Source organism: Brevibacterium iodinum ATCC 49514, from assembly GCF_900169265.1.
GTDB classification, from domain to species: domain Bacteria; phylum Actinomycetota; class Actinomycetes; order Actinomycetales; family Brevibacteriaceae; genus Brevibacterium; species Brevibacterium iodinum.
Map to the genome: position 1 here is coordinate 52,798 of NZ_FXYX01000020.1, position 7,042 is coordinate 59,839.

Annotated in this window: 8 protein-coding genes; 2 read left to right on the forward strand and 6 right to left on the reverse strand. The window is 65.4% G+C overall.

Translation table 11 applies throughout. From position 1 onward, the window contains the following. Nucleotides 1–173 precede the first annotated feature (173 nt). Nucleotides 174–488, forward strand: a complete 315-nt coding sequence (locus BI49514_RS17320) for a hypothetical protein (protein ID WP_420808564.1) — start codon at nucleotides 174–176, stop codon at nucleotides 486–488. A 37-nt stretch (nucleotides 489–525) separates the two neighbouring features. Here the strand turns inward: BI49514_RS17320 and BI49514_RS12900 are convergent, their stop codons facing one another. The 4 genes from BI49514_RS12900 to ypfJ form a co-directional block, all read right to left on the reverse strand. Beyond that, nucleotides 526–1,149, reverse strand: a complete 624-nt coding sequence (locus BI49514_RS12900) for a TetR/AcrR family transcriptional regulator (protein WP_101546915.1) — start codon at nucleotides 1,147–1,149, stop codon at nucleotides 526–528. Then, entirely contained in the window at nucleotides 1,146–1,556 is a 411-nt protein-coding gene (locus tag BI49514_RS17060; protein WP_244195139.1) for a hypothetical protein, read from the reverse strand. The genes BI49514_RS12900 and BI49514_RS17060 overlap by 4 nt, the downstream gene beginning before the upstream one ends. Next, complete coding sequence (locus BI49514_RS12905) at nucleotides 1,553–3,187, reverse strand: oxidoreductase (protein WP_244195140.1); 1,635 nt, start codon at nucleotides 3,185–3,187, stop codon at nucleotides 1,553–1,555. Before BI49514_RS12905 ends, BI49514_RS17060 begins: the two co-directional genes overlap by 4 nt. Before the next feature lie 160 nt (nucleotides 3,188–3,347). After that, complete coding sequence (ypfJ, locus tag BI49514_RS12910) at nucleotides 3,348–4,226, reverse strand: KPN_02809 family neutral zinc metallopeptidase (protein WP_101546916.1); 879 nt, start codon at nucleotides 4,224–4,226, stop codon at nucleotides 3,348–3,350. 68 nt (nucleotides 4,227–4,294) lie between these two features. Here ypfJ and BI49514_RS12915 point away from each other — a divergent pair, with 68 nt between their 5' ends. Continuing rightward, on the forward strand, nucleotides 4,295–5,575 hold the full coding sequence (locus BI49514_RS12915; RefSeq protein WP_101546917.1) for a heparan-alpha-glucosaminide N-acetyltransferase domain-containing protein: 1,281 nt from the start codon (nucleotides 4,295–4,297) through the stop codon (nucleotides 5,573–5,575). On the opposite strand, the gene BI49514_RS12920 is transcribed toward BI49514_RS12915, so the two are convergent. Both BI49514_RS12920 and dapB read right to left on the reverse strand, forming a co-directional pair. Continuing rightward, nucleotides 5,538–5,996 (reverse strand): tetratricopeptide repeat protein, encoded by a 459-nt coding sequence (locus tag BI49514_RS12920; protein WP_101546918.1) that lies wholly within the window; start codon nucleotides 5,994–5,996, stop codon nucleotides 5,538–5,540. The two genes, BI49514_RS12915 and BI49514_RS12920, sit on opposite strands and share 38 nt — an antisense overlap. Then, a complete protein-coding gene (gene dapB, locus BI49514_RS12925; RefSeq protein ID WP_101546919.1) occupies nucleotides 5,996–6,742 on the reverse strand; it encodes a 4-hydroxy-tetrahydrodipicolinate reductase in 747 nt (248 codons plus the stop codon). Before dapB ends, BI49514_RS12920 begins: the two co-directional genes overlap by 1 nt. Between the last annotated feature and the right edge of the window lie 300 nt (nucleotides 6,743–7,042).

Consider the following 7,042-nt stretch of genomic DNA (forward strand, 5'->3'; position numbering starts at 1 on the left):
GTCCTCGAGACGATCCGTGCGGATCCGGAGCAGGGCACCCGCGTTGAGGCGGGGCTGCTCGATGCGCTCGAACGACAGAGGGCCGGCTGCTCATCTGTGCGACGAACTTCGTCCGTGCCCTCGATGCGGCGTTCCTGCGGCATGGGCGCTTCGACTATGTCATTCCCATCGGTTTGCCGGATGCCACCGCCAGGGAGGCGATCTGGTCGCGCTACATTCCCGAGCACACGATCGCCGGTGTCGATCTCGACGTGCTCGTCAATGCCAGTGACGGCCTGACCCCGGCCGACATCGAATACGCTGCCCGGCGTGCATCGCAGGAAGCTCTGGCGTCGTCTCTGCGGCAGCAGCACGTCGACATCGCTTCGCGGTCTGGCGCGCTGTCGACCGATGACTATCTCGAGGCGCTGCGTGCGACGCGGACGACGGTGTCCGAGGAGACGGCTCGGGAGTTCGACGAGGACGTGGAGATGATCGCGCGATTGTGAAGCGGGCGCGCTCACCCGCCGCTCGGGCGCGGTTCCGCTAACCTTCGAGCAGGCGGTCAGCGGTTTCGATGAGGATCCGTGTCATCGTGCGCGGTTCCGGTCCATGGCCGGCGACGGTGGCGAGATCGAAGCCGTCGATGATCGCGACGAACGTGTCGACCACCTCGGCGGCGGTGAGCTCGAAGAGTCCGAATTCGGCCCTCTCAACCCCATCGTCGACGATCGTCCGAAACAGTTTCCGCCACCCGTCGAACACGGCGTCGACGCAGTTCTGCAGGCCTTCATCGGTGCGCGCGGCAGTGACGATTTCGACCCAGATCCGCGACCGCTGCTCGTGCATGCCCACCCCATGGACGGCAGCGAACGCATCGTGCAGGCGATAGCGAGCCATCCGACCGCGGGGATCATCGCCCGGCTTCGCCATCTCTTCGAGGTGCACCAGCACTGTGGCCGTATGGAAGGAGAACGACTGGGCCAGCAGTTCGTCTCGGGACTCGAAGTAGTACTGAACTGTGCCGATCGACATTCCAGTCGCTTTCGCCACGTCCCCGAGCCGGACGGCGGCGGCACCTTTGGCGACGATGGCGTCGAGCGTTGCCTGGATGATCGCGAACTTCTTCGCCTCGGCCTGCTCGGGCGGCCGAGCCGGACGGGGGCTCATGATGAGACCGCCTGTTCTCCTGTGGCCGGTTCCCTTGGCGGCCGGTGGGCGGCGCGTTCACCTGTCGCCAGAGCGGTGGCCGCGGTCAGCCCTTCGTACACGGCCTCTTCGACCGTGCGCGGCGCCAGGGCGTCACCGACCACCGTCCCCGAGGCGGCCCCGAAGTCGAGGTCGACCGTCACCGATCGCGGGGCACCGGAGACGATCGTGGCCGCAACACCGTTGACCTCATGAACGACCTCGCAGAGAGTGGACTGCAGGTAACCGGTATCGGCATCGACGCCGACGAGGCGAGCATCGTTGACGAATTGCATCCGACCGGTCCGCAGCGCTTGGGACACGAGCAGGGTGCGCGTGTACTGCTGGATCGCGGCACCGGCGAAGTTCGCCGCCGTCGCCAAGCTCACGTGTCGCCCGGCCTCGACCAAGCGCAAGGCGATGCCGAGTCCGATCCAGTCGCCCTTCCAGTCTGTGACGAGCACGCGGCCTGGCGGCAGGTTCGGGGACTCCCGCAGATAGTCGCGAGCCCCGATGACGAATGCGTCGTCAACAATCTCGAGTGCGGGCATGCGCTGTTCGGCACCGGTGGCGATGATGACATGATCGGGGGCCACCTCGGCGATGAGGTCCTGGTGGCCGGTACGCAAGTGCGGATGTCGACTCCCGCGCGGGCCGCCTCGGCGGTCAGGTTCGTCGCCGCTCCCCCGAATTCGGACCGGTACGGCAGCTCCTGAGCCAGCAGCACCGCCCCGCCGAGGTGGGGCTCCTTCTCGCACAACACGACGTCGTCGCCCTGCTCGGCGGCGACCGCGGCGGTCTTGAGTCCGGCCGGTCCCCCACCGATGACGAGAACCTTGCGTCGGGTGCGCAGCGTCGGTCGGGGAAGGAACGTCAGTTCCTGGCCCGATTCAGGGTATTGGATGCACGAGATCGGCACACCCTGTTGGAAGTGGCCGATGCAGGCTTGGTTGCAGCCGATGCAGGCGCGGATCTCGTCGACCTTGTCGGATTCGGACTTGTTCGCGATTTCGGGGTCGCAGATCATCGCGCGGGTCATGATCGCCATGTCGGTGCGGCCTTCGGCGATCGCGGTTTCGGCTTCGTGGGGTTGGTTGATGCGGCCGGCGACCATGACGGTCTTGTCGGTGATCTTCTTGACCTGCTCGGACAGGTTCGCGGCGTAGCCGGGATCGATCTGCATCGAGGGCACGATGTGGACGGCGCCCTGCAGAGTGGAGGAATCGCCGGCGGTGATCGAGAAGTAGTCGAGGCAGTCGACGCCGTCGGCGGTCAGGGAGTCGAGGTGGTCGACGAGATCGAGGATCTCGGTGGCGACGAGGCCGTCCTCGGTCTTGTCCTCACCGGAGATCCGCACGCCCACCACGACATCAGGGCCGACTGACTGACGGACGGTGTGGGCCACCTCGGTGAGGAAGCGGCGACGGTTCTCCGGGCTGCCGCCGTAGTCGTCGGTGCGGGTGTTGACGGCGAGATTGAAGAATTGGATGGGCAGGTAGCCGTGGCTGGCGACGATCTCGACGCCGTCGATTCCGGAGTCGGCGATGCGTTTTGCCGCTTCGCCGTAGCCGGCGATGATGTCCTTGATCTCGGCGGTGGACAGCGTTTCGGGGACGACCTTGAATCTCTCCTGCGGTTCGTCGCTCGGGGCCTTGGCCCGGGGTGCCATTCCGCGTTCACCGTCCATGACTTCGCGGCCGGGGTGGAAGAGCTGGGCGAAGATCGTGGCTCCGTGGCGGTGGACCGCCTCGGCGACGTTTTGGTAACCGGGGACGGAGGATTCATCGGTGGCCATGAGGACGTGGCTGGTGTAGCGGGCGGTTTCGTGGACGCCGGAGACCTGGAGGACGATCAGGCCGGCTCCGCCTTTCGCGCGGGCCTCATGGTAGGCGACGAGGTCGTCGCCTATGTGGCCGTGATCGTCGAGAACGGTGTCATGGCCGGAGGAGACGATGCGGTTGCGGATGGTCGTGGAGCCGAGGGTGATGGGGTCGAAGAGGTGCGGAAACAGCTGAGACATGATCGTCCTTGATCAGATCGTCGGGATCGTCCGACGGTTTCGTTCGGACGGGGTGCCTCAGTTATTCATACCACCGTATGACGAACTGCGGCGAGGGTCGGCTCCCGAGGTGCCGAACTCCGATTGAGCCGGTGCGATTGCTGTCAGGCGGAACCGTCAGTCAGAGCTCGCTGCCGGAGACCGCGAAGGTATCGCAGCTGTTCAGCCCCTCGTTGTATCCGGTGGTGAACCACTTCTGCCGCTGCTTGCTCGAGCCGTGGGTGAACGATTCCGGATTGACGAAGCCGGACTGCTCCTGGATGTGGTCGTCGCCGACGACGAAGGCCGCGTTGAGGGCGTCGTCGAGCTGCTGTTTGGAGGGCTCTTCGAGATACGGAGTGCCGTTGTCGTCGGTGAGAGTGGTGACATTGCCCAGCCAGGCACCGGCATAGCAGTCGGCTTGGAGTTCGGTGCGCACGCCGTTGCTCTCCGGACCGGTGCCGTTGTTCGGGTGCTCGCTCATCACGCCGGTGATGTTCTGGATGTGGTGGCCCCATTCGTGGCCGACGATGTAGAGCTGGGCGAGCTCATCGGCCGAGGCCCCGTACTGCTGGCGCAGAATGTCGAAGAAGCTCGGATCGATGTAGACGCCCTGATCGGCCGGGCAGTAGAAGGGCCCGACCTGGTTCGATGCGGTCCCGCAGCCGGTTGACGTCTGACCGTCGACCAGTGTCATCGCCGGCGGTTCGTACCCGTCGACCTTCTGCGCCCAGTAGTCGTCGAGGACGACCTGTGCTCCGGCCATTCGGCAGTCGATGTTCGTGTTCGCGTCCTCGCCCGTGTCGCACTGGGACATGCTCGTCCCGCTCGACTGGTTCTGACCGCCGTCGTCCGGGGTGATTCCGCCCATCAGTCCGGTGACATCAACGCCGAGCAGTGGTCCGATGAGGAAGACGAGCAGACCGACGATGCCCACGCCGCCGCCCCCGACGATCGCGGTGTTGCGACCGCGTTTGCTCGTGCTGTTGCCGCTGATGTCGGCGTTCGGGTTGAAGGTCATGGCATAAAGATACCCCGGGAGCGTACGAGGGAGGGCGCGCAGATGTGAAGTCGTGTGAGAATCGTTTTATGAGCTCTCACCCGGCGGAACCTCACCGAGCGCACGACGCGGACTCCACGGCCACCTCGGCGAGGGTTGCCCGTCGGCTCAGCCCCGACGGTCGGCTCATCGGACTCGATGTCGCCCGTGGGATCGCGCTCTTGGCGATGATGGTCACGCACATCTTCGCCCTCGGCGACGAGACGGGGATGCCGACCTGGGCGGCGGTCTTCGCCGGGCGCGCCTCGGCGCTGTTCGCGGTCCTTGCCGGCTGTTCTCTGGTGCTCTCGACCCGAGCCCGGATGGCGGTGTCGGGGCGGTTGCGCGATGCGGCGCCGAGCGTGCTCATCCGGGCGGCGGCCATCGTCCTCATCGGGCTATGCCTCGGGTCGATCTCCGGACTGCTCGCGGTCATCCTCGTCAACTACGGGATCATGTTCGCCCTCGCACTGTTCTTCCTGCGTCTGCGCGCGGGGACGCTGTTCGCGATCGCCGGGGTCTGGATGGTCGTCTCCCCCGTCGTGTCGATGTGGGTGCGTTCGACGTTCCTCCTCGAACCGAGCTACCTGCCGATGGGCTTCTTCGACTTCGCGACGCCGGGGACGATGCTCACCGACCTCTTCCTCACCGGCTACTACCCGGTGCTCCAATGGCTGTCATACATTCTGCTCGGCATGGCCGTGGCGAAGCTCGACATCGGCCGCCACTTGCTCGCGCTGTTCACCGCCGGACTCGGGCTCTTCGTCATCGGTCGCGGTGCATCGTGGATGATGCTTAATGTCTTCGGCGGTGATGCCGCGCTCGTGGAGGTTTCACAGATGTGGGGCACGGACCTCACTGCGGCACTGTTCACCGGCAGCTACGGGGTGACTCCGGCGACGTCCTGGTGGTGGCTGGCGATCGCGGGACCGCATTCGGGGACGCCGTTCGATCTGCTCTCCACGGGCGGAACCGCGGTGATGACGATCGCCGCCTGCCAGGCCGCTGCAGTGCTCTTGGGTCGCCAGTCATGGGTGCTCGCGCCGCTGTCGGCGCCGGGATCGATGCCGTTGAGCGTGTATTCGGCGCACGTCGTGCTGTTGGAGATCACGCGGTCGCAGATCGTCGGCAATCCGATGGAGGAGGCCGCGACGACAGGCGAGCAGACTCTCGAGTACGTCATCCACGCGCTCACGTTCGTGCTGCTGCCTCTGCTGTGGAAGTTGGTTGTCAGCTCGCGCGGCCCGTTGGAAAGCGGGATCGCAGCGGTCATTCGGGTGGCGTCACCGGGACCTAAGCGCCCTGCTTCTGACCTTCCCGGAACAGGCTGATCGATTTGCGCATCGTGGCGCGCGCTCGTTTGCGGTCACCGCTGGCATCGTAGGCGCACGAGAGCCGGAACCAGGACCGCCAGTCCTCGGGTGCGGTCTCGGCTTCGGCCTGGTACTTCATGAATTCCTTGTCGGCGGCCTCGCGGATGATCTTCCCGCCCGGTGTCCGGGGCAGGTCGTCGACGGGCAGTCCGCCTTCCTCCCCGAGGATGCGCGCGAGCTTCTCCGTACGGGCACCGAAGACGAGTTCGACGATGAGCGTCCAGGCACCGATGACTGGCAGGACGAACAGGGCGATGCCCATGATCTTGGGGATCATCGCGGGTTCGCGGACGAGGATCCATGCCCGCTGTCCCATGAGGACGAAGTAGAAGACGAGGACGACGGAGACGATGATCGCTCCGATCTTGGCCTTCGACATCAGAGGTCGAGCATGTTCTCGAGGCCGTGGATGAGCCCCGTGTAATCAGCGATGGACCGCACGGCGGTGACGATGCCGGGCATGAACGCCGAGGTGGAGTGCGAGTCCGTCCGGATGGTCAGGGCTTCACCGTCCGAGCCGAAGAGGATCTCCTCGTGGGCGTTCATGCCCTGCTGACGGATGGCGTGGACGTGGATTCCGTCGATGACGGCGCCGCGTGCACCCTGCGGATCGGATTCGGTGGAGTCGGGAACGGCCGGCAGGCCGGCGGCATTGCGGGCGGCGGCGATGCGCTGGGCCGTGTGGTTCGCCGTGCCGGACGGGGCGTCGAGTTTGCGGGTGTGGTGGATTTCGACGACTTCGGCCGAGTCGAAGTAGGGGGCCGCGAGTTCGGCGAAGCGCATGGCCAGGACGGCACCGATCGAGAAGTTCGGGGCGATGAGCACCGCGGTCTTGGGGTGGTCCTTCAGTGTGTCCTCGAGGCGGGCCAGACGGTCGTTGTCCCAGCCGGTGGTGCCGACGACGGTGTCGATGCCGTTCTCGACGAGGAAGCGGACATTGTCCTCGGTGGATTTGGGCACGGTGAGTTCGACGGCGACGTCGATGTTCTGCTCCAGCAGGGTCTCCAGCGAATCGCTGCTGCCGAGTGCGGCGACGAGTTCGAGTCCTTCGGCATCGTTGATCGCATCGACGGCGTGGGATCCCATCCGACCCTTGGCTCCGATGACGGCTACGCGAATGCTCATATGCTGTGACTCCTTGTGCGATGATCCCTGCGAGGTGTGCCGGTCTGGCCGAGGCGAAGCGACCGGAACGATCTCCGCCAGTCAGTCTAGCGACCCTCGGAAGTTCTCTTCACATCCAGTGACCATCCGAACACTCCCAATTGCTACCTGACGGCGGCGCAGCAACCTCGCGCTGGAGTGGTCCCCGAAAGTTGGACTGTGATCAACACAAACCAACTTGAAAGGGACTACTCCATGCGCAAGGACTGCCTGATCACCAACGACCAAGCCCATGCCGCGATCGAACTGTTCGACCAAGGC